This window comes from Ensifer sp. MJa1 (genome assembly GCF_037026475.1).
Lineage (GTDB): Bacteria > Pseudomonadota > Alphaproteobacteria > Rhizobiales > Rhizobiaceae > Ensifer.
On record NZ_JAKUMO010000017.1, the window covers coordinates 95,220 to 121,220 of the forward strand.

At 62.5% G+C, this 26,001-nt stretch carries 22 protein-coding genes; 14 read left to right on the plus strand and 8 right to left on the minus strand.

The genetic code is table 11. The features are described 5' to 3' along the window. Window positions 1-56: 56 nt before the first annotated feature. Together hydA and MKZ91_RS21595 are read right to left on the minus strand one after the other, a co-directional pair. The gene (hydA, locus tag MKZ91_RS21590; protein ID WP_336173083.1) at window positions 57-1,511 is read right to left on the minus strand and encodes a dihydropyrimidinase; all 1,455 of its coding nucleotides are present in this window, start codon (window positions 1,509-1,511) and stop codon (window positions 57-59) included. Window positions 1,512-1,593: 82 nt separating this feature from the next. Further along, on the minus strand, window positions 1,594-2,844 hold the full coding sequence (locus MKZ91_RS21595; protein WP_336173084.1) for a Zn-dependent hydrolase: 1,251 nt from the start codon (window positions 2,842-2,844) through the stop codon (window positions 1,594-1,596). 280 nt (window positions 2,845-3,124) lie between these two features. Here MKZ91_RS21595 and rutR point away from each other — a divergent pair, with 280 nt between their 5' ends. Further along, the gene (gene rutR / locus MKZ91_RS21600; RefSeq protein ID WP_336173085.1) at window positions 3,125-3,778 is read left to right on the plus strand and encodes an HTH-type transcriptional regulator RutR; all 654 of its coding nucleotides are present in this window, start codon (window positions 3,125-3,127) and stop codon (window positions 3,776-3,778) included. A 45-nt stretch (window positions 3,779-3,823) separates the two neighbouring features. On the opposite strand, the gene MKZ91_RS21605 is transcribed toward rutR, so the two are convergent. The 3 genes from MKZ91_RS21605 to MKZ91_RS21615 form a co-directional block, all read right to left on the minus strand. Beyond that, complete coding sequence (locus MKZ91_RS21605) at window positions 3,824-4,753, minus strand: DMT family transporter (RefSeq protein WP_336173086.1); 930 nt, start codon at window positions 4,751-4,753, stop codon at window positions 3,824-3,826. 255 nt (window positions 4,754-5,008) lie between these two features. Then, on the minus strand, window positions 5,009-6,685 hold the full coding sequence (locus tag MKZ91_RS21610) for an adenylate/guanylate cyclase domain-containing protein (RefSeq protein WP_336173087.1): 1,677 nt from the start codon (window positions 6,683-6,685) through the stop codon (window positions 5,009-5,011). 207 nt (window positions 6,686-6,892) lie between these two features. After that, a complete protein-coding gene (locus MKZ91_RS21615; protein WP_336173088.1) occupies window positions 6,893-7,792 on the minus strand; it encodes a LysR family transcriptional regulator in 900 nt (299 codons plus the stop codon). Between the two features lie 105 nt (window positions 7,793-7,897). Between MKZ91_RS21615 and MKZ91_RS21620 the strand changes: the two genes are divergently transcribed. Continuing rightward, on the plus strand, window positions 7,898-8,920 hold the full coding sequence (locus tag MKZ91_RS21620; RefSeq protein WP_336173089.1) for a zinc-dependent alcohol dehydrogenase family protein: 1,023 nt from the start codon (window positions 7,898-7,900) through the stop codon (window positions 8,918-8,920). Window positions 8,921-8,988: 68 nt separating this feature from the next. Here MKZ91_RS21620 and preA read toward each other — a convergent pair whose 3' ends face one another. Both preA and MKZ91_RS21630 read right to left on the minus strand, forming a co-directional pair. Then, complete coding sequence (gene preA, locus MKZ91_RS21625) at window positions 8,989-10,302, minus strand: NAD-dependent dihydropyrimidine dehydrogenase subunit PreA (protein ID WP_336173090.1); 1,314 nt, start codon at window positions 10,300-10,302, stop codon at window positions 8,989-8,991. An 18-nt stretch (window positions 10,303-10,320) separates the two neighbouring features. Then, complete coding sequence (locus tag MKZ91_RS21630) at window positions 10,321-11,682, minus strand: NAD(P)-dependent oxidoreductase (protein WP_336173091.1); 1,362 nt, start codon at window positions 11,680-11,682, stop codon at window positions 10,321-10,323. Between the two features lie 314 nt (window positions 11,683-11,996). Between MKZ91_RS21630 and MKZ91_RS21635 the strand changes: the two genes are divergently transcribed. From MKZ91_RS21635 to MKZ91_RS21675, 9 genes are all read left to right on the plus strand, one after another. Next, entirely contained in the window at window positions 11,997-12,950 is a 954-nt protein-coding gene (locus tag MKZ91_RS21635; protein WP_336173092.1) for a sugar-binding transcriptional regulator, read from the plus strand. 198 nt (window positions 12,951-13,148) lie between these two features. Continuing rightward, entirely contained in the window at window positions 13,149-14,459 is a 1,311-nt protein-coding gene (locus tag MKZ91_RS21640; protein WP_336173093.1) for an ABC transporter substrate-binding protein, read from the plus strand. 159 nt (window positions 14,460-14,618) lie between these two features. Beyond that, entirely contained in the window at window positions 14,619-15,491 is an 873-nt protein-coding gene (locus MKZ91_RS21645) for a carbohydrate ABC transporter permease (protein ID WP_336173094.1), read from the plus strand. A 5-nt stretch (window positions 15,492-15,496) separates the two neighbouring features. Continuing rightward, window positions 15,497-16,327, plus strand: coding sequence for a carbohydrate ABC transporter permease (locus MKZ91_RS21650; RefSeq protein WP_336173095.1), 831 nt, complete (start codon window positions 15,497-15,499; stop codon window positions 16,325-16,327). 11 nt (window positions 16,328-16,338) lie between these two features. Beyond that, window positions 16,339-17,340, plus strand: a complete 1,002-nt coding sequence (locus MKZ91_RS21655) for an ABC transporter ATP-binding protein (protein ID WP_336173096.1) — start codon at window positions 16,339-16,341, stop codon at window positions 17,338-17,340. Beyond that, entirely contained in the window at window positions 17,337-18,110 is a 774-nt protein-coding gene (locus MKZ91_RS21660; protein ID WP_336173097.1) for an L-iditol 2-dehydrogenase, read from the plus strand. Before MKZ91_RS21655 ends, MKZ91_RS21660 begins: the two co-directional genes overlap by 4 nt. Window positions 18,111-18,251: 141 nt before the next feature. Continuing rightward, window positions 18,252-19,736: a mannitol dehydrogenase family protein gene (locus MKZ91_RS21665; RefSeq protein WP_336173098.1), complete on the plus strand. Its 1,485-nt coding sequence runs from the start codon at window positions 18,252-18,254 to the stop codon at window positions 19,734-19,736. A 94-nt stretch (window positions 19,737-19,830) separates the two neighbouring features. Further along, window positions 19,831-20,499 (plus strand): HAD family hydrolase, encoded by a 669-nt coding sequence (locus MKZ91_RS21670; RefSeq protein ID WP_336173099.1) that lies wholly within the window; start codon window positions 19,831-19,833, stop codon window positions 20,497-20,499. A 144-nt stretch (window positions 20,500-20,643) separates the two neighbouring features. Beyond that, complete coding sequence (locus MKZ91_RS21675) at window positions 20,644-22,227, plus strand: FGGY-family carbohydrate kinase (RefSeq protein WP_336173100.1); 1,584 nt, start codon at window positions 20,644-20,646, stop codon at window positions 22,225-22,227. A gap of 356 nt (window positions 22,228-22,583) precedes the next feature. Here MKZ91_RS21675 and MKZ91_RS21680 read toward each other — a convergent pair whose 3' ends face one another. Next, window positions 22,584-23,378, minus strand: a complete 795-nt coding sequence (locus MKZ91_RS21680; protein ID WP_336173101.1) for a response regulator — start codon at window positions 23,376-23,378, stop codon at window positions 22,584-22,586. Between the two features lie 135 nt (window positions 23,379-23,513). Here MKZ91_RS21680 and MKZ91_RS21685 point away from each other — a divergent pair, with 135 nt between their 5' ends. The 3 genes from MKZ91_RS21685 (at window position 23,514) to MKZ91_RS21695 (ending at window position 25,992) form a co-directional block, all read left to right on the plus strand. Next, a complete protein-coding gene (locus MKZ91_RS21685; RefSeq protein WP_336173102.1) occupies window positions 23,514-23,708 on the plus strand; it encodes a NepR family anti-sigma factor in 195 nt (64 codons plus the stop codon). 8 nt (window positions 23,709-23,716) lie between these two features. Then, a complete protein-coding gene (locus MKZ91_RS21690) occupies window positions 23,717-24,271 on the plus strand; it encodes an RNA polymerase sigma factor (protein WP_336173103.1) in 555 nt (184 codons plus the stop codon). 215 nt (window positions 24,272-24,486) lie between these two features. Beyond that, window positions 24,487-25,992, plus strand: coding sequence for a sensor histidine kinase (locus MKZ91_RS21695; RefSeq protein ID WP_336173104.1), 1,506 nt, complete (start codon window positions 24,487-24,489; stop codon window positions 25,990-25,992). The last annotated feature ends 9 nt before the right edge of the window (window positions 25,993-26,001 follow it).

The window sequence follows — 26,001 nt, forward strand, 5'->3', positions numbered from 1 at the left end:
GCATGTCCGGTGGGACAGAGCGGCGCGAAGAAATGCAAGCCGCGAAACATGAGGCCTCAGACGCCGGTGGCCGGAATGCCGGTGCGCTGGACGGCGCGCGGGGCGGTGACTTCCTTCCAGGTCGAAAGGGCGGAGCTGACCGCCGGGAACGGATCGCGGCGGACGAACTCGCCGTGACCTTCGCGGGTCTTGATCGTGCCTTCCTCGATCGCGACGATGCCGCGGGTCAACGTGTAGCGCGGCAGGCCCTTCACCTCCTTGCCCTCGAAGACGTTGTAGTCGATCGCCGATTGCTGGCTCTTGGCCGAGATCGTCTTGGTGCGCTTCGGGTCCCAGACAACGAGATCGGCGTCGGCGCCGACGAGGATCGCGCCCTTCTTCGGGTAGATGTTGAGGATCTTGGCGATGTTGGTCGAGGTAACGGCCACGAACTCGTTCATGGTGATGCGGCCGGTGTTGACGCCGTGGGTCCAGAGCATCGGCATGCGGTCTTCAAGCCCGCCGGTGCCGTTCGGGATCTTGGTGAAATCGCCGACGCCGAAGCGCTTCTGCTCGGAGGTAAACGCGCAGTGGTCGGTCGCCACCACCTGCAGCGAACCGGAGGCGAGGCCAGCCCAGAGTGAGTCCTGATGCAGCTTGTTGCGGAAGGGCGGTGACATCACGCGGCGGGCCGCGTGGTCCCAGTCCTTGTTGAAATACTCGGTCTCGTCGAGTGTCAGGTGCTGGATCAAAGGTTCGCCGAAGACACGCATGCCCTTGGAGCGGGCGCGGCGGATCGCCTCATGCGCCTGCTCGCAGGACGTGTGCACGATATAGACCGGGCAGCCTGCCATGTCGGCGATCATGATCGCGCGGTTGGTGGCTTCGCCCTCGACTTCGGCGGGGCGCGAATAGGCGTGCGCTTCCGGGCCGTTGTTGCCCTCGGAAAGCAGCTTGGCCTGCAGTTGCGCGACGACGTCGCCGTTTTCGGCGTGCACCAGCGGCAGCGCGCCCAGCGCTGCACAGCGCTGGAAGGACGAGAACATCTCGTCGTCATCCACCATCAGCGCGCCCTTATAGGCCATGAAGTGCTTGAAGGTGTTGATGCCCTTGTCTTTGACGATGGTCTCCATCTCGTTGAAGACCTTTTCGCTCCACCAGGTGATCGCCATGTGGAAGGAATAGTCGCAGTTGGCGCGGGTGGACTTGTTGTCCCACATGGTCAGCGCTTCGAGCAGCGACTGGTTGGGCGAGGGCAGTGCAAAGTCGACCACCATGGTCGTTCCGCCGGCAAGGGCCGCGCGCGTGCCGCTTTCGAAATCGTCCGAGGAGTAGGTGCCCATGAAGGGCATTTCGAGATGAGTGTGCGGGTCGATGCCGCCGGGCATGACGTAACAGCCGCTCGCGTCCAGCGTCTCGTCGCCGGAAAGGTTCGGGCCGATCTCGACGATCTTGCCGCCCTCGACCTTCACGTCCGCCTTGTAGGTCAGGTCGGCCGTGACGATGGTTCCACCCTTGATGACAGTGCTCATGGTTCTTGATCCTCGCGATTGCGCTTCCGGCGCCCACACGGCCGCCACGAAAAAGGGCGGAACTTTCGTCCCGCCCGCAAACTCATTCGACGATTTCGGCCGTTTCGACGACGGCGTGGAAGAGGACATCGGCGCCGGCGCTGGCCCACTCCTTGGAGATGTCCTCCCCCTCGTTGTGGCTGAGGCCACCGACACAGGGGCACATGATCATCGTGGTCGGCGCCACCTTGGCGGCCCAGCAGGCGTCGTGGCCGGCGCCGGAGATGATGTTCATGTGGCTGTAGCCCAGATGTTCGGCGGCGTTGCGGACCGCACTCACCAGTTTCGGGTCGAAGGTGACCGGCTCGAAATGGCCGATCGCCTCGATGGAACAGCCGACACCGAGCGGCTCGGTGATCTTGGGCGCTTCCGCCTCGATCTTGGCGCGCATACGATCGAGCTTGGCCTTGTCGGGCGAGCGGATGTCGACGGTGAAGACAACCTTGCCCGGCAGCACATTGCGCGAATTGGGTGAGAAGAACACCTGGCCGACGCCACCGACGGCGCCCGGCTGGTTCTCCATCGCGACGCCTTGCACCATTTCCAGGATGCGCGCCATGGAAAGCCCGGCATTGACGCGCATGTTCATCGGCGTCGAGCCCGTATGGGCTTCGCGGCCGGTCAGCGTGAATTCCAGCCACCACAGGCCCTGACAGTGGGTGACGACACCGATATCCTTGCCCTCGGCCTCGAGGATCGGGCCCTGTTCGATGTGGTATTCAAAGTAGGCGTGCATCTTGCGCGCGCCGACCTCTTCGTCGCCGACCCAGCCGATGCGTTTCAGTTCGTCGCCGAAGGTCTTGCCTTCCGGGTCCTTGCGGCCATAGGCGAAATCCTGGGTGTGAACACCGGCAAAGACGCCGGAGGCAAGCATGGCCGGCGCGAAGCGTGCGCCTTCCTCGTTGGTCCAGTTGGTGACGACGATGGGGTGCTTGGTCTTGATGCCAAGGTCGTTCATCGAGCGAACCACTTCGAGGCCCGAGAGCACGCCGAGCACGCCATCATATTTGCCGCCGGTCGGCTGGGTGTCGAGATGCGAGCCGATATAGACGGGCAGCGCGTCCGGATCGGTGCCGGGCCGCGTGAAGAACATGTTGCCCATGGTGTCGACGCCCATGGTAAGCCCGGCCTCGTCGCACCAGGACTGAAACAGCCGGCGCCCTTCGGCATCCTCGTCGGTGAGCGTCTGGCGGTTGTTGCCGCCCGCGACGCCAGGGCCGATCTTGGCCATCTCCATAAGTGAATCCCACAGGCGGTCTGAATTGACGCGCATGTTCTCGCCAGGTGCAGCCACGGCGGTCTCCTCATCTTTTCAGGGCTTTACCTTGGATGGCGCGCCCTTATGTTCCCTTGGTCAAATCCAGGCTTGGTTTTTTCTGATGCCCTTCGATCAGCCGTTGCCTTTGGCGGTGAACTGGCTGATAATTTGACCGGTTGGTAAACATTACAACTTCCGTTGCGGCACTCAAGCCGGAAAAACAAAAAAACGAAGTTGTTGCCCAAGAAGATGGCGGGGCCAGATTTTGGGCAGATCGATCTTTGCGCGACGGGACGCGAAGCCGGCAGGGGGACAGATGGTACTACCGAGAGCGGCCAGGACCCAGAGGCGGACACGGATCCAGGAAGAAAAGGAAGAGCGCATTCTCGAAGCGGCGCTCGAAGTCTTCTCGGCCAACGGTTTTCGCGGTGCGACGGTCGATCAGATCGCCGAGGTCGCCGGCATGTCGAAACCGAACCTGCTTTATTATTTTCGCACCAAGGAAGCGATGCACCGGGCGCTGATCGACCGGGTGCTCGATACCTGGCTCGATCCCTTGCGTGAGTTCAACGCCGAGGGAAATCCGGTCGCCGAGATCCGCAGCTACATTCGCCGCAAGCTCGAAATGGCCCGCGACTATCCGCGCGAAAGTCGGCTCTTTGCCAACGAGGTGCTGCAGGGTGCGCCCCATATCGAGGATGAGCTCAAGGGGCCGTTGAAGACGCTGGTCGACGAAAAGGCCGAGGTGATCCGCGCTTGGGCCAAGGCCGGCAAGATCGCCAAATGCGATCCCTATCACCTGATCTTTGCCATCTGGTCGACCACCCAGCACTATGCCGACTTCGACGTGCAGGTGCGCGCCGTGCTCGGGCAGGGCAATGCCGGCGAAGGGCGCTTCGAGGATGCGGCACGCTTTCTCGAACGCCTGTTCGTCGATGGCCTGCAGGTGAGCGAGCAGCCGACGGCTTGAGGCTGCCGCAACTGCGGACAGCTCCACCCTTATCCTGGATGTGCTTCAGTCCGGCAGCAGCGCCATCAGCAACAGGCCGCAGGCGGTCGTCAATGCGCCGGCGAGCACCGGCAGGCTGGTCCAGCCATGGCCGAGAAGGCCTTCAAGCACAATGATGAAGCTCGGCGTCAGGTAGCCGTAGCCGAGCACCTTTGAGGCCGGCAGCCGCATCGAGGCGTATTGCAGGAGCAGGAAGGTGATCGCCGTGGTGACGACTGCGAGATAGAGGACGGCGAGCCAGACGACCGGAGGCAGGCTGGCAAAGTCGGTGGTGACAAGGCCGACGGTGCCTGGGACCAGGAGCCAGGGCACGGTGAAGACGGCAACCCAGAAGCCGAAGGCAAACGCATTCTCCTGGCGGCCGAACTTGCGGATCAGCGGCACGTAGATCGCATGGCAGATGACGCCGACGAAGAAGATCAATTCCCCCTGGCCGATGTCGAAGGCGAGGATCGCCTGGATGTTGGCGCGAAAGATCACCCACACCGCGCCGAGCGCTGCGATGATCAAACCGGCGAGCACCCCGGGTCGGGTGTGCTGGCCAAGCAGCAGATAGGCAAAACCGGCGCTCAACAGCGGCATCAGCGTGAAGACCGCGCCAGTCGAAACCGGATTGGTGAACTCCAGCGCCTTGAACATGGTCAGCATGTAGACGGCGATGAGGCCGCCAAGGATCAGGAAGCGCCACGACTGCTTGGGAAAATGAAAGGGGACGCGCGCATAGCCGAAGGTCAGCAGCCCAAGGACCACGACGGTCAATAGGTAGCGCCAGAGCGTCAGCGGTCCGGCACCCATATGCTGGGTGGCAAGGCCTCCGAATGAAAAGGAGCCGGCAATCAGCACCGCAAAGGTCAGCATCGCCAGATGTGCCTTCAGCTTCTCGATGCCCTTCGCGTGAACCTGGTGAGCCGTTTTCGGGGATACGTCTTGTTTCATGCGGGGGGCTTCCGGATTGCATAAGCGGCGGGCGCGGACGGTGTCCTTACTACTAGATCATTTCACCGTGTCGTTAAAACCGTGAAATGTTCCAGTGCCTTGCAGGAATGCAGCCATTGGGCGTGAAACTGTTTCACGCTTTCCCTACCGCATGTTCCCACCAATCGTATCCGATCCGAGGATAAGAACATCCAGCAACTCATAGAGCTGCAGCGACCTTTGCGCGTCTGAAATGACGCGCTGCAGGGTAAGGCCTCAAGCGTTTGACGGTGATGGCTGCAGCGCGGTCGAGATGCGCGCCGCATCCTCGACAATCCAGGTTTCGAGCGTCGCCTGACGGCCGCGCAGGCTGATGTCCAGCCGTTCATGCCCTTCGATCACCAGGCCCGCGCGGTTGATGAGTTCGGCCGAGACGGCGAGCTGCACGTCGTGTTCCTTGGCCAGCCCCTCTAGCCGGCTTGCCGTGTTGATCGTGTCGCCGACGGCCGTCAGAGATGTTGCCTGGCCGTAGCCGATCTCACCGATGATCGCGGGGCCGGCATGCAGGCCGATTGCGATGCGCAAGGGTTCATCCAGCTCGCCACGGAAGGTCTGGTTCAGGGCTTCAATTCCCTTCGAGAGGCGCACGGCGGCAGCCAGCGATTGCCGGCAGGCTTCGGGGAATGAGTTCTTGAGGCCAAAGATCGCCAGCGCGCCGTCACCGATGAACTTGTCGATGACGCCGCCGGAATCCTCGACCGCCTCGCCAACCATCTCGAAGTAGCGGTTGAGCAGGAAAACGGTGTCAAAGGGGAGCTTGTGTTCGGCAATGCTGGTAAAGCCGCGCAGGTCGCAGAACAGCACGGCGATCCGTCGCTCGCGGCCTTCGCCGCCATCACGGCCGAGCTGCTTCTTGATCCCGAGGCTGTCGCTGTCGAGGATCGGTACGACCGTGACATTGTGCACCGGGCGGAACTGGCAGGCCAACCGCACATTGTCGGGCGCGCCGATACGCGTGAGTGTCGAAAGTTCGGCATCTTCCGGGGCCGGCTGACCCTCCAGTCCCTGGATGACGCGCACGCGGCAGGTCGAGCAACGACCGCGGCCGCCACAGACCGAGACATGCGGGATGCCGGCAGCACGGCTCGCTTCGAGCACGCTGAAGCCGAGATTGACGGCTGCGATCCGGCCATCGGGGTAACGGACGCGAATGCGTCCGCCTCGCGGCATGGCCCGCAGGATAAATGTGCCGGCGATCAGGCCGGCAAAGCCGAGATAGAGTCCGAGGCGTATGTCGTCGAGCAGGGTAGGGTCGAAGGCGGGCTTCGAGATCGCCCGGTCGCCATAACCGCCATGCTCGGCATAAACGGTTTCGAGCGAGCGCGCGCCACTGGCGAAGCCGAGCAGCGCGAAGATCGGGACCAGGATTGCGATCGTGTAGAGCAGGATTTCGTAGCGCGGGAACCAGGTTCGCCCGCGCATCCAGAACCAGGCGCCGAGGCAGCCGTGGCCCCAGGCGAGCAGGAGTGCGGCCGATTGCCTGATGGCATTGGTCGAACTCGACCAGAGTGCTCTCAGCATGGTCGGATAATCGGTATCGACGCCGGTGAACAGCGGCTCGATGCGGGCGGCGGTGACGTGGCCGATCAGCAGGAAGGGCAGGCTGAGGCCAAAGGCGATCTTCAGCGCCTCGCGCAGCGGCATGCGCAGCGTCTGGCGGCGATAGATGCTGTCGAGCGCCATCGAGAAATGCAGGAGCAGCGCGCCGTAGAGCAGCACGGTGCCGGGCACACTGTGCCAGACGAGATTGAAGGCCCTGCGGGCGGCCTCCATCGCGTCGATGGAGATCAGGCCAAGCGAATGATTGAAGAAATGCGCGACGATGAACGAACCGAGTATAGCCCCGGAGACGAGGTGAATTCTCTTGCGTCGGGTGGCCGAAATGATGGTCAAGCAGCAGGTCCGGCTCTGCCGGAACCTTGTCCGGCTGCGGTTTCAATTTCGTCGCAGGGCGCTTGGCGCTGCGAGTGACTTCTCCCTTATTATCCAGATCGTGTGGGCCGACAACTTACCTTTCTTACACAATCTGTTTCGTTTTCGTGTCCAATACGTTATCGGCGCCAGCGGAAATCTGGGGCAGCTTGCCCGTTCCGGTGGTGATCATTCCATCATGGGCGGCAGGCGTGCAGCAAGGATGTCGATCAGCAGGCGCAGCTTGGGCGGCATGTACTGGGTCTTCGGCCAGACGACATAGGCGCCATAGGAGCGCGCCGGCGTATTGGTCAGGAGCCGTACGAGCGAGCCCGAGGCGATACGGCTGCCGACAAGCCAGCAGGGCAGCCAGGCGATGCCGAAGCTGTCGGCTGCCGCATCGGCGATCGACGTCAGGTCATCGAGCCGAAGTCGCGCCGGCGGCGTGATCGTCCGTGGCTGGCCAGCGCTCACCGGAAACGACCAGGCGAGCGGCTGGCCGCTGCGCCGATAGAGGATCGCCTGGTGCTTCATCAGGTCTTCGATCGTCCCCGGCGCACCGTTTAAAGCGATATAGGCCGGCGACGCGCACACTGTCATGCGCTGGTCGGCGATCTTGCGCGTCATCAATTCGGGATCGTCTCTGAGTGGCCCGGTGCGAATGGCGAGGTCGAAGCCGTCCTCGACGAGGTCGACGTTGCGATCGCTGAAGTTGAGGTCGAACTCCAGTCGTGGGTGCAGCCGCAGCAGTTCCGACAGGAGCGGCATGACGCATTGGCGACCGAAGTGCACCGGCATCGAGATACGCAACCGACCCTGTATCTCCTGCTTGCCGGATTCCAAGAGGGCCTCGCCCGCCCTGATTTCACTGAGGGCTCTGAGGCAATTCTCGTAGAACAGCTTTCCCTCGTCGGTCAGGCTCTGGGTGCGCGTGGTGCGATGAAACAGGCGCACCCCCAGCCGTTGTTCCAGCTTGGCCACCGTCTTGCCGACGGCAGAGCGCGACAGGTTGAGCCTTTCGGCAGCGGCGGAAAAGCCGCCGGCATCGGCTGCCTCCACGAAAACAGAAATGCCGCTCAGATAGCTCATTTTGTATCCGTTATGGAACCAATATGGCGAAATCGTATCGCAACTGGAGAGATAATTTCAACGCTATGGTTTCTCCATCAGATCAATCCGATGAAGGGAAAGACCATGACAAGGTGGATGAAAGAGTGGACGATCGACAGGTTCGGCGCGCAGAACCTGAGGCTTTCCGAGCGAACGGTTCCGGAGGCAGGACCGGGCGAGGTTCTGGTCCGCACGACTGCCGTGTCGCTCAATTTTCGCGACAAGCTGGTGCTGGAGAACGGCATGGGCATGCCGATCGCCTTTCCCTTCGTGCCGGGATCGGACATGGCAGGCGTGGTCGAAGCCGTCGGCAGCGGCGTGACACGCTTTCGAACCGGAGATCGCGTGATTTCCGTGTTCGATCCCACCTGGCTTGATGGCCAGAAGCCGGGGACGGCCCGTTACCCGACCTCCTTTGCGCTCGGCGGGCTCAATCCGGGTGTCGCGTCGCAATATGTCGCCTTCCCGGAGGGCTGGTTCTTGCATGCCCCTGCGAGCCTTGACGATGGTGAGGCGAGCACATTGCCCTGCGCCGGGGTGACGGCCTGGTTTGCGTTGGTCGAGAAGGGGCATCTGAGGGCCGGCGACCGTGTGGTGGTGCAGGGCACCGGCGGCGTCTCGTTGTTCGGGCTGCAGATCGCCAAGGCGCATGGGGCCGAAGTCATCGTGACATCAGGCAGCCAGGACAAGCTCGACCGTGCACGCGCGCTTGGTGCCGACCACGGCATAAACAGGCTGATGGACGATTGGGCCGAACGTGTTCTCGAGATCACCGGCGACCATGGCGCCGATCACATCCTCGAGCTTGCCAGTGGCACAAACCTCGGCAAGTCGTTGCAAGCCGTGGCAATGCAGGGACGCATCTCGGTGATCGGCGTGCTCGAGGGCGGCGAATTGTCGACGCCGGCACCTTTCGTGCTGCTGAAGTCGCCGGTTATCCAGGGGATCGGCGTCGGTCACCGCCGGGCACTGGAAGATCTGGTCGGCGCGATTGATCGCACCCGGATCAAGCCGGTGATCGATGCCCGCTACCCGTTCGAGCAGTTCCGCGAGGCTCTGGCGCATCTCGACCGCGGCCCGTTCGGCAAGGTCGTGGTCGAATTCTGACCTCGCCATGATAAAAACGCCGCCGGACTTCTGGTCCGGCGGCGTGTCTTTTTGGTGTGAGGTGGCCCTTATTCCGCGGCCTGGCGGGCCATCGGGTTGTTCGGGTGGGTCGTCCAGTTGGCATAGTTCGGGTCAACCGGCTTGCCCGTGCGCTGGTCGATGGTGCCGACCGGCAGTTCTTCCATGGTGATGCAGTTCTCGACCGGACAGACGTTGACGCAGAGATTGCAGCCGACGCATTCGTCGTCCATCACCTCGAAGTGACGCACGCCGTTGACGAACTGGGTGATCGCCTGGTGTGAGGTGTCCTCGCAGGCGATATGGCAGCGACCGCATTTGATGCAGGCGTCCTGGTCGATCTTCGCCTTGGCGATGTAGTTGAGGTTCAGATACTGCCAGTCGGTGACATTCGGCACGGCGCGGCCGGTGATGTCGTCGAGCGTGCGGTGACCCTTGGCGTCCATCCAGTCGGAAAGGCCCGAGATCATCTCCTGGACGATCTTGAAGCCGTAGGTCATGGCGGCGGTGCAGACCTGGACGTTGCCGGCGCCAAGCACCAGGAATTCGGCCGCATCGCGCCAGGTGGTAACGCCACCGATGCCGGAGATCGGCAGGCCGTAGGTTTCGGGATCGCGGGCGATCTCGGCCACCATGTTGAGCGCGATCGGCTTCACTGCCGGGCCGCAATAGCCACCGTGGGTGCCCTTGCCGCCGACCGTCGGGTTGGGGGCGAAGTTGTCGAGATCGACGGATACGATCGAGTTGATCGTGTTGATCAGCGACACGGCGTCGGTGCCGCCGGCCTTGGCGGCGCGCGCGGGCTTGCGGATGTCGGTGATGTTCGGCGTCAGCTTGGTGATGACGGGCATGCGCGTGTACTGCTTGCACCAGCGCACGACCATCTCGATGTATTCGGGCACCTGTCCGACCGCGGAACCCATGCCGCGCTCCGACATGCCGTGCGGACAGCCGAAGTTGAGCTCGATGCCGTCAGCCCCGGTCTCTTCGACCAAAGGCAGGATCGCCTTCCACGCCTCTTCCTCGCAGGGCACCATGATCGAGGCGATCAGGGCACGGTCCGGCCAGTTCATCTTCACCTGCTTCATTTCACGCAGGTTCACATAGAGGTCGCGGTCGGTGATGAGCTCGATGTTGTTGAGGCCAAGGAGCCGGCGGTCGGCGCCCCAGATCGCGCCGTAGCGCGGGCCGTTGACGTTGACGACCGGCGGTCCTTCCTCGCCGAGCGTCTTCCAGACGACGCCGCCCCAGCCCGCTTTGAAGGCGCGCTCGACGTTATAGGCCTTGTCCGTCGGCGGGGCGGATGCCAGCCAGAACGGGTTCGGAGACTTGATGCCGACGAAGTTGTTGCGAAGATCAGCCATTGGTTCCTCCTCCCGATCTCAAGCGACGGCGCTCGCGCGCGGCTCTGCCGCGGCGAAAGCCCGGTTGATCGATTCAGCCGCATCGCGGCCCATGGCGACGGCCGAAACCGTCAGGTCCTCGCCACCGAGCACGCAGTCGCCGCCGGCCCAGACCTTGTCGATCGAGGTGCGCCCTTCGGCGTCCGCAACGATTCGGCCGCCTTCGATCTTCAAGGCACCGAGGCCGCTGCCAAGGAAACTCTGGCCGATCGCCTTGAAGATCTGGTCAGCCGCCATGATACCGGTTTCGCCGGTTGCCGTCAGCTTTCCATCCTGAAGGGTGGTGTATTCCAGCTCGATGCCGGCGACCCTTCCGTCCTTTTCGGCAATGCGCTTCGGCTGCAGCCAGTGACGGATGGTGACGCCCTTGGAGGCCGCCAGATCCTGCTCGAACTCGGAAGCGTTCATGTGCTCCTTGCCGCGGCGGTAGCAGATGGTCACCTCCTCGGCGCCCAGCAGCTTGGCTTGGACCGCCGCATCGATCGCCGTCATGCCGCCGCCGAGAACGACGACGCGGCGTCCAACCGGAATGTCGGCCTTCGTCTTCGACTGGCGGAGCGCCGCGATGAAATCGACCGCATCTTCGACGCCTGCAGCATTTTCGCCTTCCATGCGCAGCGCGTTGACGCCGGCAAGGCCGAGGCCGAGGAAGACGGCATCAAACTGTTCCGAAAGATCGGCCAGGGTGAAGTCGCGACCGAGCACCTGGTCGTGGTGCACTTCGATGCCGCCAATCGACAGCACATAGTCGACTTCCTTCTGGGCGAAGTCGTCGACCGACTTGTAGGCGGCGATGCCGTATTCATTGAGACCGCCGGATTTCGGGCGCGCGTCAAAGATCACGACGTCATGTCCCTTGACTGCCAGCCGATGGGCCGCTGCGAGGCCAGCGGGGCCGGCGCCGACCACGGCTACCCTGCGGCCGGAGCTTTCAGCGCGGGTGTAGAATTGCTTGTTTTCCCGCATGGCCGCATCGGTGGCATAGCGCTGAAGCCGGCCGATTTCGACCGGGCGCTCCTCGGCGGTGTTGCGAACGCAAGCCTGCTCGCAGAGCGTCTCGGTGGGACAGACGCGGGCGCACATGCCGCCCAGAATGTTCTGGTCGAAGATCGTCTTGGCGGAGCCGATCGGGTTGCCGGTGGATATCTGCCGGATGAACAGCGGGATATCGATCGAGGTGGGACAGGCCGTCATGCACGGCGCGTCATGACAGAAATAACAGCGATCGGAAGCGACGAGAGCTTCGTGCTTGTCGAGTGCCGGATGCAGGTCGGAGAAATTGCTCTCGTACTCCCCGAGCGGCAGGCGGCCGCCGAGGATCCCAGATTGTGTCGTTCCCATTTTTTGCTCCCAATGTTTTCTCAGGATGATGGAACGGTAACACGCTTTATTTTTTTATCAAACGGTAAAAGTTTGTGGTCGAAATCACCGGAATGCCTTGTGATCTCGGGCTTTGCAGCAGACCAGCCAAGCCCTTGTTCTTGACCGCTGTTTGACAGGGCGGGGCAAATAGTGGCAGCAAACCAGAGCGGGGCGAGGAAAAGTGTGTGCGGTTTTCCGCCCGCACCCCGCTCTGCTTATGAGGATCGATCACGATACTTTTGGATCGACGGGATCCAAAAGTATCGTGATCGAGGGGAGAATGGAGAACGGGCATGGCGCGCAGGGGCGAGGCAAACAACAGGCTTGACGATGCTGCCCGGGCGGGCTGGTTATACTATGTCGCCGGCCGCACCCAGGACGAGATCGCGACCGTGATGGGAATTTCGCGCCAATCGGCGCAGCGACTGGTTTCTCTCGCCATGTCCGAGCGCCTGATCAAGGTCCGCCTCGACCATCCGATCGCCGCATGCCTTGAGGCGGCCGCGGGCCTGCGCGACCGATACGGGCTGAAGCATGTGGAGGTGGTGCCGAGCGATCCGGGTTTCACCTCGACGACGGTTGGTATCGCCGAAGCCGGGGCTGCCGAAATCGAGCGCTGGCTGAGATTGTCGGAGCCGCAGGTGCTGGCGATCGGTACCGGCCGCACATTGAAAGCGGCAGTCGACCAGTTGCCACCGATGGAATGTCCGCAGCACCGCATCGTTTCATTGACCGGCAATATCGGCCTCGACGGTTCCGCCGCCTATTACAACGTCATCTTCAGCATGGCCGATGCGGTGAAGGCCCGGCATTTCCCGATGCCGCTGCCGGTGCTCGCCGCTTCGGCCGAGGAGCGCGAGGTGCTGCACAGCCAGAGCCTGGTGCAGGTCGCCCTGAAACTCGGCGCCGAGGCCAACGTCGCCTTCGTCGGCGTCGGCGAACTCGGTCCCGATGCGCCGCTCTGCCAGGACGGGTTCCTGGCGCAGGACGAGATGGCCGACCTCACCAAAGCGGGGGCGGCGGGCGAGATCTGCGGCTGGATGTTCGACCACGACGGCGCGCTGCTATCAGGCAGCTTCAACGAGCGGGTCGCCTCCGTTCCCCTGCCATCCCGTGACAGGGCGTCCGTTATCGGCATTGCCAAGGGCCGGCGCAAATACGATGCGCTGAGGGCGGCGGTGAAGGGCGGAATCATCAATGGTCTCATCACCGATGAGGCGACAGCGAGCTATCTGCTCAACGCATAGTCGCAGGATGAAGCGATGAGAAGGCCGGCCCGGTGCCGGCCTTTCGCATTTGCACGTCCGAAAAAATCGACAATCAAAACAATCCTCTAATGTTCTTGTGTGCGATGCAGCAACGAATGCGCATTGACAATTTGTCATGAGAAATGAGTAATTGCTCATGAGCGAGGCAAATGCTCAAATTCTTCTGGGAGGAAGTCGATGAACTTGAGAACTTTCCTGCTGGGCACGTGCTCGGCAGTCGCACTGTCGGGTCTGGCCCAAGCAGAAACCCTGACGATTGCGACCGTGAACAACGGCGACATGATCCGGATGCAGAAGCTGACGGATGATTTCACATCCAAGAATCCGGACATTCAGCTCGAGTGGGTGACGCTCGAGGAAAACGTCCTGCGTCAGCGCGTGACGACCGATATCGCCACCAAGGGTGGGCAGTACGACATCATGACGATCGGCACCTATGAAGTGCCGATCTGGGCAAAGCAGGGCTGGCTGTTGCCGCTCGACAACCTTGGCGCCGACTACGACGTCGATGACCTGTTGCCGGCAATCCGCTCGGGTCTGACCATCGACGACAAGCTCTATGCCGCACCGTTCTACGGCGAAAGCTCGATGGTGATGTACCGCAAGGACCTGTTCGAAAAAGCCGGGCTGACCATGCCCGACGCGCCGACCTGGGACTTCATCGCCGACGCCGCGCGCAAGATCACCGACAAGAACGCCGAAATCTACGGCATTTGCCTGCGCGGCAAGGCTGGCTGGGGTGAGAACATGGCCTTCCTGACGGCGACCGCGAACGCCTTCGGCGCCCGCTGGTTCGACGAGAACTGGAAGCCGCAGTTCGACCAGCCGGAATGGAAGAACGCGCTCGACTTCTACGTCAAGCTGATGAACGACGCCGGACCGCCCGGCGCTTCCTCGAACGGCTTCAACGAGAACCTGTCGCTGTTCCAGACCGGCAAGTGCGGCATGTGGATCGACGCGACGGTGGCCGCTTCCTTCGTCACCAACCCGAAGGAATCGACGGTTGCCGACAAGGTCGGCTTTGCGCTGGCTCCCGACACCGGTCTTGGCAAGCGTGGCAACTGGCTCTGGGCCTGGAACCTCGCCATCCCCGCCGGTTCGCAGAAGGTGGCAGCGGCAGAAAAGTTCATCGCCTGGGCGACCGGCAAGGACTATCTGAAGCTCGTCGCCGACAAGGAAGGCTGGGCCAACGTTCCTCCGGGCACCCGCACCTCGCTCTATGCGAACGCCGAGTACCAGAAGGCGGCGCCGTTTGCGAAGATGACGCTCGACTCTATCAACGCGGCCGATCCGAAGAACCCGGCGGTGAAGCCGGTTCCCTATGTCGGCGTGCAGTTCGTGGCGATCCCGGAATTCCAGGGTCTCGGCACGGCCGTCGGCCAGCAGTTCTCGGCAGCGCTTGCAGGCCAGATGAGCGTCGACCAGGCGCTTGCCAGCGCCCAGCAGCTCACCGAGCGTGAGATGACCAAGGCCGGCTACATCAAATAGGGCTCCCAAGGGCCCGGGGCGCTGGTCGCGAATGGCCGGCGCCCCGGTAATTTCCTCCCGCGCGAAATGCGGGAGGCTATCGTCGGGCGCGCGCCTTGACCGCGTGCGTCCGAACGGAGCTCTCGATACAGCGTTGAAATCCGACTTTGGGGGGACGCCATGGCGACCTTGCACACCCGCTCCGCCGCGCGGCTGATGATCGCGCCTTCGGTGCTTCTGCTTCTGGCCTGGATGATCGTTCCCCTGGCCATGACCATCTACTTCTCGTTCCTGCGCTACAATCTTCTGATGCCGGGAATGGAAGAGTTCGCCGGTTTCTCGAACTACAGCTACTTCCTGACCGATCCGGCCTTCTTCCAGGCGATCTTCAACACGCTGGCGATCGTGCTCGGCGTGCTGTTCATCACCGTCGTCGGCGGCATCGCACTGGCACTGCTGCTCGACCAGCCGATGTTCGGGCAGGGGATCGTGCGCATCCTCGTGATCGCGCCCTTCCTGATCATGCCGACGGTGGCAGCGCTCGTCTGGAAGAACATGTTCATGAACCCGGTCAACGGGCTCTTTGCCTGGGTCGCCAAGCTCTTCGGACTGCAGCCCTTCGACTTCCTCGCCAACGCGCCACTGATGTCGGTGATCCTGATCGTCGCCTGGCAATGGCTGCCCTTTGCGACGCTGATCCTTCTGACCGCGCTGCAGTCGCTCGACGAGGAGCAGAAGGAAGCAGCGCAAATGGATGGCGCCGGCGCCTTTAGCCGCTTCATCTATCTGGTGCTGCCGCATCTCTCCCGCGCCATCACCGTCGTCATCCTGATCCAGACGATCTTCCTGCTCTCGGTCTTTGCCGAGATCCTGGTGACGACCAATGGCGGCCCGGGCACGCAGAGCACGAACCTCACCTTCCTCGTCTATGCGCAGGCTCTGCTGCAGTTCGACGTGGGCGGTGCGTCCGCCGGCGGCATCATCGCCGTCATCCTCGCCAACATCGTCGCATTCTTCCTGATGCGCATGATCGGCAAGACGCTGGAGGCTTGAGAACCATGGCACGCAACGTCTCCACCCAAAGAAAGATCGTCGTCACCGTCGTCGCCTGGACGATCGGCATCCTGATCTTCTTCCCGATCCTCTGGACGTTCCTGACGAGCTTCAAGACCGAGGCCGAAGCGATCGCTTCGCCACCGTCCCTCTTGTTCTTCGACTGGACGACCGAAAACTATCACGAAGTGCAAAGCCGCTCGGATTACTTCCGCCACTTCATGAACTCGGTGGTCGTCTCCTTCGGCTCGACGCTGATCGGCCTGATCATCGCCATTCCGTCCGCCTGGGCGATGGCGTTCTCGCCGACCAAGCGCACCAAGGACGTGCTCATGTGGATGCTCTCCACCAAGATGATGCCGTCCGTCGGCGTGTTGGTGCCGATGTATCTGTTGTTTCGCAACACCGGCCTGCTCGACACCCGTACCGGCCTCGTGATCGTGCTGACGCTGATCAACCTGCCGATCATCATCTGGATGCTCTACACCTACTTCAAGGAAATCCCCGGCGAGATCCTGGAAGCAGCCCGCATGGATGGTGCCTCGCTGTCCAAGGAGATCATCTACGTGCTGACGCCGATGGCGATCCCCGGCATTGCTTCGACGCTGCTCCTTAACATCATCCTCGCCTGGAACGAGGCGTTCTGGACGCTGAACCTCAGCGCCGCCAAGGCGGCGCCGCTGACAGCCTTCATCGCCTCCTATTCGAGCCCCGAGGGCCTGTTCTACGCCAAGCTTTCGGCCGCCTCGACCATGGCGATCGCCCCCATCCTCATACTCGGCTGGTTCTCGCAGAAGCAGCTCGTGCGCGGCCTCACCTTCGGCGCGGTCAAATAAGGGATACGACAATGGGAAGCATTACACTCAGCAAGGTATCGAAGGTCTTTGGCGCCCATGCCGTCATCCCGTCGATCGATCTCGATATCAACAATGGCGAGTTCGTCGTCTTCGTCGGACCGTCTGGCTGCGGCAAGTCGACTTTGCTCAGGCTGATCGCTGGTCTCGAAGACGTCAGCGACGGCGACATCGTCATCGACGGCAAGAACGCCACCGAACTGCCGCCGGCTCAACGCGGCCTCTCCATGGTGTTCCAGTCCTATGCGCTCTATCCGCATATGAGCGTGCGCTCGAACATCGCCTTTCCGCTGAAGATGGCGGGCGAGGACAAGGCCGTTATCGACAAGAAGGTGTCGGATGCGGCCCGCGTTTTGAACCTCACGGACTATCTCGACCGCAAGCCGCGGCAGCTCTCAGGTGGCCAGCGCCAGCGCGTTGCGATCGGGCGGGCGATCGTGCGCCAGCCGAAGGCCTTCCTGTTCGACGAGCCGCTGTCGAACCTCGATGCGGCGCTGCGCGTCAACATGCGGTTGGAAATCAGCCAGCTGCATCAGGACCTGAAGACGACGATGATCTATGTCACCCACGATCAGGTGGAGGCCATGACCATGGCCGACAAGATCGTTGTGCTCAATCGTGGCCGTATCGAGCAGGTGGGCTCGCCGCTCGATCTCTACCACAAGCCGGACAACCTGTTCGTCGCCGGCTTTATCGGCTCGCCGCGCATGAACATCATCTCTGGTCCTGCGGCTTCCGCCTATCAGGCGCAGACCATGGGCATTCGACCTGAACATCTGGCGCTGTCGAAGGAGAGCGGCACCTGGCAGGGCACGGTCGGGGTTGCCGAGCATCTGGGCTCCGACACGTTCCTGCACGTCAATGTCGACAACGTCGGCACGGTAACGGCGCGGGTCAGCGGCGACTTCGCCGTCACCCACGGTGACCGGGTGTTCCTGACGCCCGATCCGCAGCGTGTGCACCGGTTTGACGACAAGGGGCTGGCGGTTCGATGAAACGGCTCGAAGGCAAGAGCGCGCTGATCACCGGATCCGCGCGGGGGATCGGTCGTGCCTTCGCGGAGGCCTATATCCGCGAAGGCGCCACGGTCGCGATCGCCGATATCAATATCGAGCGGGCACGGCAGACGGCATCCGAAATCGGCGCCGGCGCCTATGCGGTCGAGATGGATGTGACGAACCAAGCTTCGATCGACGAGGCGATTGCCGCCGTCGTCCGGCAAGCGGGCGGGCTCGACATCCTCGTCAATAATGCAGCACTCTTTGACCTCGCGCCGATCGTCGAGATCAGTCGTGCGAGCTATGACCGGCTGTTTGCGATCAATGTGTCCGGCACGCTGTTCACGATGCAGGCCGCAGCCAGGCAAATGATCGATCAGGGCCGGGGCGGCAAGATCATCAACATGGCAAGCCAGGCGGGCAGGCGCGGCGAGGCGCTCGTCGCCGTCTACTGCGCCACCAAGGCGGCCGTCATCAGCCTCACCCAGTCGGCCGGCCTCAACCTCATCAAGCACGGCATCAACGTCAACGCGATCGCGCCCGGCGTGGTCGACGGCGAACATTGGGACGGCGTCGATGCGCTGTTTGCAAAATACGAGAACCGTCCGCTTGGCGAAAAGAAGAAGCTGGTCGGTGCGGAGGTGCCGCTCGGACGCATGGGAACGGCCGAGGACCTGACGGGAATGGCGATCTTCCTCGCCTCAGCCGACAGCGACTACGTCGTTTCGCAGACCTACAACGTCGACGGCGGCAACTGGATGAGCTGAGCGCGCGCGAGCGGGGAGAGCGCCGTGCGTTCAAGAACGCGCAAAGGACGCTCTAGCACTTTGATTCTAGAGCATCTTTTCCGCTTTCAGTGATCGCACGTGAAAGCGGGATGCTCTAGGCCTCGAAAAGGATACGGGATCATGACGACCAAACTTTCACTTGCCGCCCTCGACACGATCAAGGCGAAAGCCGGCGTGCCGAACTACGATCGGTCGCAACTGACAGCGGGCATCGTGCATTTCGGCGTCGGCAACTTTCATAGGGCACACCAGGCCGTCTATCTCGACGATCTCTTCAATGCCGGCCACGATCGCGACTGGGCGATCATCGGTGCCGGCGTTCTGCCTTCCGATGCCGCGATGCGGGCGAAGCTCGCGGCGCAGGATTTCCTGACCACGGTGGTCGAGCAGGACAACAACCGCACGGGCGCCCACGTCACCGGCGCGATGATCGACTATCTTGAACCCGGTGACATCCAGGCAATCGTCGGCAGGCTTGCCGACCCGGCAATCCGCATCGTCTCGCTGACGATCACCGAAGGCGGCTATTTCATCGACCCGGCCTCCGGCGTCTTCAATCCAGCCCATCTGGCGATTGTCGCCGACGCGGCAAACCCGGCCGCGCCGAAAACCGTGTTCGGTCTGATCGTCGCCGGTCTGAAGGCGCGCAAGGACCAGGGCGTTCCCCCCTTCACGGTAATGTCCTGCGACAACATTCCCGGCAACGGCGAAGTCACCCATGCGGCGGTCGCCGGGCTCGCACGGCTATTCGATCCGGCCTTTGCCGACTGGATCGACGCCAATGTCGCCTTTCCGAACGGCATGGTTGACCGGATCACGCCGGCGACCGGTGCACGCGAGATCGGCATCGTCGCCGACGATTACGGCATCGAGGATGCCTGGCCGGTGTTCTGCGAAGAGTTCAAGCAATGGGTGCTCGAGGACCATTTCCCGCTCGGCCGGCCGGCGCTTGAGAAGGTTGGCGTCCAGTTCGTGCCCGACGTCGCACCCTATGAGCACATGAAGATCCGCATCCTCAATGGCGGCCATGCGGCGATCGCCTATCCGGCGGCCCTTCTCGACATCCATTTCGTGCATGAGGCAATGGAAGAGCCGCTGATCCGCGCCTTTCTCGCAAAGCTGGAGCACGACGAGATCATTCCGGTCATCCCGCCCGTTCCGAACACCAACCTTGGGGACTATTACAAGCTGATCGAGACACGTTTCCTCAACCCGAAGATCGGCGACACGATCCCGCGGCTCGCCCAGGACGGCTCCAACCGCCAGCCGAAATTCATCTTGCCGTCGACCGCCGATCGGTTGGCACGCGGCGAGGATGTCGTCGGCCTCGCGCTCGTTTCGGCGCTGTGGTGCCGCTACTTTGCCGGCACCTCCGACAGCGGCAAGCCGATCGTCTTCAACGACCACAATGCCGACCGCCTGAACAAGGCGGCACTGGCCGCCAAGGACGATCCGATGGCCTTTCTGGCGCTTGGCGACATCTTTGGCGATGTGGCACGATCCGATCTTTTCCGGCGCCGTTTCAGCCATGCGTTGAAAACCCTCTGGGAAAAGGGTACGCGCGATACGCTCCAGCTTTATCTGGACGGAAAGCTAGCGGCATAGTTTCCCAGCGCGGCTGAAATTATGCAGCAGATCAAAGTGTTGCCGCGACCTTGGCGCGCTTCCAGGGCGCTGGGCGCTGCAAGGGGTAGGTGTGATGGCGGATGCTGCGTCCGGATTGGTGATCTTCGACTGTGACGGCGTGCTCGTCGACAGCGAACCGATCTCGCTGGAAGTTCTGGTGGACGTGCTGTCGGCGGCCGGCGTTTCGATGACCACTGAGGAGGCGACGGAGCGTTTCCTCGGTCGCAGCCTGAAGAGCATGTCGGCGATCCTGCACGACGAATACGGGCTCGCCACTGACGATGCCTTTCTCGAAGGCATGCGCCTGCGCCTTTATCAGCGGTTTCGCACCGAGCTCCAGCCGATTGCCGGCATCCGGAGAGCCGTCGAAGGTCTCACGGGTGCCTGCTGTGTCGCCTCTTCCAGCCAACCCGAGCGCATTCGCCTGTCGTTGACGGTCACCGGGCTCATCGATCTTTTCGAGCCCAATATCTTCTCCGCCACCATGGTGAAGCACGGCAAGCCGGCGCCCGATCTCTTCCTGCATGCAAGCCGGGAGATGGGCTTCGAGCCCAGGGATTGCGTCGTGGTCGAAGACAGTCCGGCGGGCATCGAAGCGGCGAAGGCTGCCGGCATGCGGGTTTTCGGCTTTGCCGGCGGCAGCCACGCGCGCACCGACAAACACCGGCAAAGTCTCGCCGATCTCAGTCCGGACGTGTTGTTTGACGACATGGGCGAATTGTTACAGTTTGTCGGCAGATAGCAGGGACGGAGCGAGAGCGGGATGAGGAACGTGCGAGCGGCTTTCCGCCTGCGCCCCGCTCTGACTTAAGACAATCGATTGCGTGGGTGATCATGGGTCTCGCCGGCCCAGATCGCCGTGATCCAGGGGGCGGGACTTTCATTGATGCGGGAATATGTCGTTGCGGTCGATGTCGGTACCGGCAGTGCACGCGCCGGTATCTTTGACGGCAAGGGCACGCTGCTTGCGCGTGCCGACCTGCCGGTTGCCATGAACCGGCCGGAAGAAAACCACGCTGAGCACGATTCCGAAGATATCTGGAAGGCCGTCTGCGGCGCCGTGAAGGCGGCGAAGGCCAAGGCCGGCATCGCTGCGCAAACCGTTGCCGCCATCGGTTTCGACGCCACTTGCTCGCTCGTGGTGCGCGACCGTGATGGCAAGCCCCTTTCGGTCAACCGCAAGGGGGACGCACGCTGGGACACGATCGTCTGGCTCGACCATCGGGCCCTCGTCGAGGCTGATTTCGTCACCTCGACCGGCCATCCGGTGCTCGATTTTTCCGGCCGGGTGATGTCGCCGGAAATGGAAATGCCGAAGCTGATGTGGCTGAAGCGCAATCTGCCGGAACAATGGAAAAAGGCCGGCTTCTTCTTCGACCTCGCCGACTATCTTTCCTGGCGGGCGACGGGCAGTGTCGCGCGCTCGCGCTGCACGCTGACGGCGAAATGGAACTATCTCGCGCATGAGAGGCGCGGCTGGCAGCCTGACTACCTTGAAAAGATCGGGCTCGAGGACCTTATCGAACGGGGTGGACTGCCGGAAGAAACGCTGCCAATCGGTGGTTCGGTTGGCCATCTGAGTGCCGCGGCGGCTGCCGAGCTTGGCCTCGACGCGGGTTGCCAGGTGGCGCCGGGGCTGATCGATGCCTATGCCGGTGCGCTCGGTGTCGTGGGTGGTTTCATCGGCGAGCCGGCGAAGCTTGAGCGGCAGCTTGCCCTGATCGCCGGTACGTCGAGCTGTATCGTCGCGTTCTCCAAGGACATGAAACCGGGCTTCGGCATGTGGGGGCCCTACTTCGAGGCGGTTCTGCCCGGTGCCTGGCTGATAGAGGGCGGGCAATCGGCGACCGGCGCCTTGCTCGATCATATCGTCAGGTTGCACGGCGGCGGTCTAGAGCCGACTGCCGAGACCCATGGCCGGATCGTTGCCCGGGTGCAGGAACTGCGGGCGGAGCAGGGGGCGGCCTTCGCGGACCGTCTGCATGTGCTTCCCGATTTTCACGGCAACCGCTCGCCGCTTGCCGACCCGCACGGGCTCGGTGTCATCAGCGGGTTGCCGCTCGATTCCTCCTTTGACGCGCTTTGCCGCCTCTACTGGCGCACCTGCGTTGCGATCGCGCTTGGCATTCGACATATCCTCGAGATGATGCGGGAGGTCGGCTATCAGCTCGACACGCTGCATGTCACCGGCGGCCATGTTCGCAACGCGCTGCTGATGGAGCTTTATTGCGATGTCACCGGCTGCCGTGTCGTGGCGCCTGAAGCGCCGGATGCGGTGCTGCTCGGAACGGCGATGGCGGCGGCAGTGGCCGGCGGCATTCACGCGGACCTTGCTGCGGCCGGTGCGGAAATGGCCTCGAACGGACACGAGCGCTTGCCGAATACGGGACTTCGCGACGGCTACGATCGCGACTATCGCCGCTTCCTGGCGCTCTACCGCCACCGTCACGAGCTCGACAAGATGCAGTGACGCCTGCGCGATGGAAGTGCAGCCAAGATATGGAACTTTTCACGCCGTCGCGCATTGTCCATGTGACCGGACGGTGGCGCCCATAGCCCCCAATGCGGCGCCGGAGGCAGACCCGCCGGCCTACAACTCACCAATCCCCGAGTGAGTTGCACATACCAGCCAGTGCCATCCCTCGGCACTGGCTGTCGTGTTTCTGGGCCGCGCCAGTCATCACCAGGCAGAAAATGTAGCAAAAGGCGACCGGCAACATGAAAAAGCGCCGGAGAAGCGACCCCGGCGCGGCATCAGGAATGGCTGAACTTAACAGGGTCGGGTCATTTCGCCGCTTCGTCGAAACGACGAAATGACCCGGGCACTTAGGCCGCCGCCCTGGTCGATTCGTTGAAGAACAGCGCCTGGCTGATCAGCGCCTTGACCATGTCGGGGTTGAACGGCTTGGTGACGAGGAACGTCGGTTCCGGGCGCTCGCCGGTCAGGAGTCGTTCCGGGAAGGCGGTAATGAAGATCACCGGAATGGCGCTCGTCTTCAGGATGTCGTTGACCGCGTCGATGCCCGAACTGCCGTCGGCGAGCTGGATATCGGCAAGCACCATGCTCGGTCGCGTGCGCTTATAGAGCGCGACGGCTTCGTCACGCGTACGGGCAATGCCGGTGACCCTGTGACCGAGGCTTTCGACCATCTGCTCGATATCGATGGCGATCAGCGGCTCGTCTTCGATGATCATGATGTCGGTCGCGACCTGGCGCGAGATTTCCTGAGAGGCGCGGTCGAGCAGGCCGCCGACCTTTTCGGTGGAGACGTCGAGAACCTCTGCGGCCTCTTCAGGCCGGAAACCTTCCACCGAGACCAGAAGGAAGGCCTGGCGGGCAAGGGGGGAGACGGTTGCGAGATTGATCGACGCGCGTTGTTCCCAGGCGAAGGGAGAGACAGGTTCCGGCACAAGGACGGTCGAGGAGCCAAAGAGCGACGTGAACAGCCGGAACAGGCCGACACGGTCGTTGCTTGCCTCCGGGAAAATCGACGTATCGGCGATCAACGCTTCGAGAACGGCGGCCACATAAGCGTCGCCTGACGTCTGCGAGCCGGTGAGCGCCCGCGAGTAGCGGCGCAGATACGGCAGGAGCGGTGCGATCCGCGTGGACAATGTCATAGGGGAACTCCCTCGAAAATCGTTTTACGGTGACATTTCGACAACGCCGCGCGCAAAAAAAGGTTCCGTGAGGGAACATTTCAATTTTCAAAGGCGTTATGGCGGCTATGGACACACGAAGGCGACAGTTTCAAAATGAAATATAAAAAAGGGGCAGGGCGGATTACCGGCGCGACCTCATGGACAGAAGACCCGAATGCGCAGATCGCAGCAAAGCTGAGGGCGCTTTATCAGTCCGTGCAGGAAGAGGCGATACCCGCGCGTTTTCTCGATCTTCTGGAAAAACTCGACGCGGCCGAGCAGCAATCGATACTGCAGGGCAGGGAGTGAGCGCCAGAATGTCGTCCGAAAAGAATGATTTCAAGCGAGAGATGCTTGCCGCTTTGCCGAGCTTGCGTGCCTTCGCCATGTCATTGATCGGCCGCCATGACCGGGCCGATGACCTGGTGCAGGACACGATCATGAAGGCCTGGGCGAAGCAGGATCACTTCGAGATGGGCACCAATATGAAAGCCTGGCTCTTCACGATCCTGCGCAACGAGCTCTATAGCCAGATGCGCAAGCGTGGGCGCGAGGTGCAGGATAGCGACGGGCACTTCACCGAGTCGCTCGCCCACCATCCGGAACAATATGGCTCGCTCGACTTGCAGGATTTCCGGCGTGCGCTCGATATGCTGCCACCCGACCAGCGCGAAGCAATCATTCTCGTTGGCGCTTCCGGCTTTTCCTACGAGGAGGCGGCGACCATCTGCGGCTGCGCTCTTGGAACGATCAAGAGCCGCGTCAACCGCGCGCGCCAGCGCCTACAGGATATCCTGCAGGTCAAAGGCGAAAACGACTACGGTCCGGATGAAACCTCCGCTCCGATCACGTCGCGTGCCTTCGTTTCCTGAGAGAAGTTTTCGGCCAGGGTACCGTCGCAAGAACAAGGGTGCCCTGGTTTCACCGGCGGATTGCGGATCGAGAGGCAATGGGCATGATTGCCGTCGCCGACCGGCAGATGTACGGTCACTCCGATTGCGGGGCCAACCACCCTCGAGGGCCGGCGTTCGGGTGGGAGACTGCACGCAGTTTTCCCCGTCCCGTTCAAAGTGGGAAATGAGACCGGATGCATGTGAGGACTGAGAGGAACGATCCGCCCGTCACGCGGTTGCTCGATGCGCCCGAGCGCCTTGCCGTGTTGCATGCGACGGTGCCCGACATGGCGGTTCCGGACCCGGATTTCGACGGCATCGTCGACATTGCCGCCGGCCTTTTCGTCGCGCCGATCGCCCTGGTGACGCTGATCGATCGCGAGTGGCAATGGTTCAAGGCGGCCGTCGGCACCACCGAGACCCGTGCGCCTTCGGATCAATCATTCTGCCTGCATGCGGCCGCCGATGGGGCCGAGACCAGTCTTGTCGTCTTGGATGCCACGGCAGATCCGCGCTTCATGCGCCGGCACCACGTCGTCGGCCCACCGTTCCTGCGCTTTTACGCCGGCGCGCCCATCGTGGTCGAAGGGCAGGTGGTGGGTACCGTGTGCGTTTTTGACGTTCAGCCTCGCGACAACGTGCCTGAGCCTCTGGTCGAGCAGTTGCGCCGGCTCGCCGGTCTTGCCGCCTCGCTGTTCAAGCTCAAGGATGAAGCGCGTCGGCGCGCGCTCAAGGAAGCCGCTCTGTCACGCGAGGAGCAGCGGCACGCCATGGCGCTCGAAGCGGCGAACATCGGCAGCTGGCTCTGGGATATCCGCTCCGGGGCGATCGCCGGCAACAGCGCGATGAAGCGCATGTTCTGCCTACCGGCCGACAGTTCCGTCGGTGCCAAGGAGATCTTCGGCGCCATCAATGTCGATGACCGTGGCGCAACCTTTTCGAAGCTTCGTCAGGCGATGAAAGCCGACGACGAGTATGACGGCATGTTCCGCATCGGCGATACCGGCCGCTGGTTGCTTGGCCGGGGCCGGGTGCACGAACGTGACCCCAAGGGCAATCCGCTCACCTTCATCGGCGTCACCATCGACGTCACCGACCAGCAGGCCTCGGTGCAGCGCACTCGACTTTTGCTCAAGGAATTGAACCACCGGGTGAAGAACACGCTGGCGATGCTGCAGTCGCTCGCGCGCCAGACGCTGCGCCAGACGAGCGACCCGGCGGAATTCATGACCGCCTTTGCCGGCAGGCTTCAGGCGATATCGGAAGCGCATGGACTGCTGTCCGATCACGAGTGGGGCACGATCCGGCTTGCCGACCTGATTGCCAAGCAATTGCTGCCGCATGTCAGTTGCTATGCCGAGCAGATCGAAATCCACAAGGACGAGATATCGCTCGGTCCCGACCAGGCGGTCGGGCTAGGCTTGGTGCTGCACGAACTGGCGACCAATGCGGTCAAGTACGGTTCACTGTCGGTGGCGAAGGGGAAAGTGGTCCTGACTGCCCGCAACGTGGTCGAAGACGGTGACAACGTACTTCACCTCACCTGGACGGAGGTTGGCGGTCCGCCCGTGCGTGAGCCGAAACGGCGTGGCTTCGGCTCGATCCTGATCGAGCGCAGTCTCGACAAGGTGCTCGGGAGCTCGGTCAAGGTGGAGTATCTTGCCGCCGGGGTCACCGCCCTCATCCGCCTGCCGCTGTAGTGGCCCGAC

Excerpts from the sequence above, each read along its gene's own strand:
- hydA (WP_336173083.1), bottom strand. The coding sequence starts at position 1,511 with ATGAGCACTGTCATCAAGGGTGGAACCATCGTCACGGCCGACCTGACC.
- rutR (WP_336173085.1), top strand. The coding sequence starts at position 3,125 with ATGGTACTACCGAGAGCGGCCAGGACCCAGAGGCGGACACGGATCCAG.
- MKZ91_RS21605 (WP_336173086.1), bottom strand. The coding sequence starts at position 4,753 with ATGAAACAAGACGTATCCCCGAAAACGGCTCACCAGGTTCACGCGAAG.
- MKZ91_RS21615 (WP_336173088.1), bottom strand. The coding sequence starts at position 7,792 with ATGAGCTATCTGAGCGGCATTTCTGTTTTCGTGGAGGCAGCCGATGCC.
- MKZ91_RS21620 (WP_336173089.1), top strand. The coding sequence starts at position 7,898 with ATGACAAGGTGGATGAAAGAGTGGACGATCGACAGGTTCGGCGCGCAG.
- preA (WP_336173090.1), bottom strand. The coding sequence starts at position 10,302 with ATGGCTGATCTTCGCAACAACTTCGTCGGCATCAAGTCTCCGAACCCG.
- MKZ91_RS21630 (WP_336173091.1), bottom strand. The coding sequence starts at position 11,682 with ATGGGAACGACACAATCTGGGATCCTCGGCGGCCGCCTGCCGCTCGGG.
- MKZ91_RS21635 (WP_336173092.1), top strand. The coding sequence starts at position 11,997 with ATGGCGCGCAGGGGCGAGGCAAACAACAGGCTTGACGATGCTGCCCGG.
- MKZ91_RS21640 (WP_336173093.1), top strand. The coding sequence starts at position 13,149 with ATGAACTTGAGAACTTTCCTGCTGGGCACGTGCTCGGCAGTCGCACTG.
- MKZ91_RS21645 (WP_336173094.1), top strand. The coding sequence starts at position 14,619 with ATGGCGACCTTGCACACCCGCTCCGCCGCGCGGCTGATGATCGCGCCT.
- MKZ91_RS21650 (WP_336173095.1), top strand. The coding sequence starts at position 15,497 with ATGGCACGCAACGTCTCCACCCAAAGAAAGATCGTCGTCACCGTCGTC.
- MKZ91_RS21655 (WP_336173096.1), top strand. The coding sequence starts at position 16,339 with ATGGGAAGCATTACACTCAGCAAGGTATCGAAGGTCTTTGGCGCCCAT.
- MKZ91_RS21660 (WP_336173097.1), top strand. The coding sequence starts at position 17,337 with ATGAAACGGCTCGAAGGCAAGAGCGCGCTGATCACCGGATCCGCGCGG.
- MKZ91_RS21665 (WP_336173098.1), top strand. The coding sequence starts at position 18,252 with ATGACGACCAAACTTTCACTTGCCGCCCTCGACACGATCAAGGCGAAA.
- MKZ91_RS21670 (WP_336173099.1), top strand. The coding sequence starts at position 19,831 with ATGGCGGATGCTGCGTCCGGATTGGTGATCTTCGACTGTGACGGCGTG.
- MKZ91_RS21675 (WP_336173100.1), top strand. The coding sequence starts at position 20,644 with ATGCGGGAATATGTCGTTGCGGTCGATGTCGGTACCGGCAGTGCACGC.
- MKZ91_RS21680 (WP_336173101.1), bottom strand. The coding sequence starts at position 23,378 with ATGACATTGTCCACGCGGATCGCACCGCTCCTGCCGTATCTGCGCCGC.
- MKZ91_RS21685 (WP_336173102.1), top strand. The coding sequence starts at position 23,514 with ATGAAATATAAAAAAGGGGCAGGGCGGATTACCGGCGCGACCTCATGG.
- MKZ91_RS21690 (WP_336173103.1), top strand. The coding sequence starts at position 23,717 with ATGTCGTCCGAAAAGAATGATTTCAAGCGAGAGATGCTTGCCGCTTTG.
- MKZ91_RS21695 (WP_336173104.1), top strand. The coding sequence starts at position 24,487 with ATGCATGTGAGGACTGAGAGGAACGATCCGCCCGTCACGCGGTTGCTC.